Source organism: Pseudomonas sp. R62, from assembly GCF_000257605.1.
Classification (GTDB): domain Bacteria; phylum Pseudomonadota; class Gammaproteobacteria; order Pseudomonadales; family Pseudomonadaceae; genus Aquipseudomonas; species Aquipseudomonas atacamensis.
The window spans coordinates 1-970 of sequence record NZ_AHZM01000898.1 but is presented as its reverse complement, the minus strand read 5'-3'; the positions used below and the strand labels follow the sequence as shown (position 1 = coordinate 970).

1 protein-coding gene and 1 pseudogene are annotated in these 970 nt (G+C 58.8%); one reads left to right on the top strand and one right to left on the bottom strand.

Annotation, left to right across the window (positions count from 1 at the left end; all coding sequences use genetic code 11):
- A pseudogene (locus OQK_RS00970) lies at positions 1-498 on the bottom strand (DUF4880 domain-containing protein); the annotation flags it as partial.
- Between the two features lie 153 nt (positions 499-651).
- On the opposite strand from OQK_RS00970, the gene OQK_RS00965 reads away from it, so the two are divergent.
- Entirely contained in the window at positions 652-921 is a 270-nt protein-coding gene (locus tag OQK_RS00965; protein WP_016770715.1) for a PepSY domain-containing protein, read from the top strand.
- Positions 922-970: the final 49 nt, after the last annotated feature.

The window sequence follows — 970 nt, the reverse complement described above, 5'->3', positions numbered from 1 at the left end:
AAAAACGCCTCGCCCTTGTTCAGAGTGGCGCGACGTTCATTCTTGTAATTGCTGAACGTCAGGTCGGTGTTCAGGTTGAGTTCCAGCTGGCTGCCGTCACTCAGAGTGATCTGACGCACACTGTCGGTGGCGGCGTAATGCTGATAACTGTTGGGCACCCAGCCCAGACTCCAGCCGCTGTAGGCCGCGAGCGGCAAGCCGATAGCGCAGGCGCCGGAGACCTGCCTCGAACCGAACCCGAGGCGCTCGCCACGAACGCAAGGGTTTGCGCTGCGCGGCGAGCGCCTCGGGTTCGGTTCGAGGCAGGTCTCCGGCGACTTCCCAGATTTCCTGCATGGCTTCGTATTCAAAGGCGTGCAGCGGATGGGCTTCGTGCCAGGCTTCAAATGCGCGACGCTCCTCGTCCGTGCAGTCAGCGGCGTGCAGACGCATGCACCAGTGCGCGGCGGCATCGGTGATCGCATCGTATTCGGCTTCCGAGAGAGTGTCTTGGGTCATTGACTCGTCCTGATTTCGCTCATTCTAACCTCGCCGGCAGGCTGCCGAGAACATCCGTCATGGCATTTACCCATCAACGTGGAACTTATTTTTCCCTGTGGCGCCCAAAAAAACAGGAAGCAACTGCCTACTATCCATAAATGGAGTGAAAAAATGATCAAAAAGACATTCGCAGCCCTGATTGCCACTGCCGGTCTGCTCAGCGCCGGTGCCGCCCTGGCGGACAAGCCAGGCGCAGGCTGGATCACCATCGAAAAAGCCATCGAGGTCGCCAAGACCAAGGCCGGTTATGTCGAGGTCTATGAGATCGGCGCCGACAATGACGGCTACTGGGAAGGCGAAGGGCGCAAGGCCGACGGCACTGTTTACGAATTCCGCATTGATGGCGCTTCCGGCAATGTGCTGCGGGACCAGAAGGACTAACCCACCTTAAGCACTCACTGATTCTTGTGTTGAGCAATGCGCTGGCGCG

Coding starts and splice junctions, on each gene's coding strand:
- OQK_RS00965 (WP_016770715.1), top strand. CDS start 652: ATGATCAAAAAGACATTCGCAGCCCTGATTGCCACTGCCGGTCTGCTC.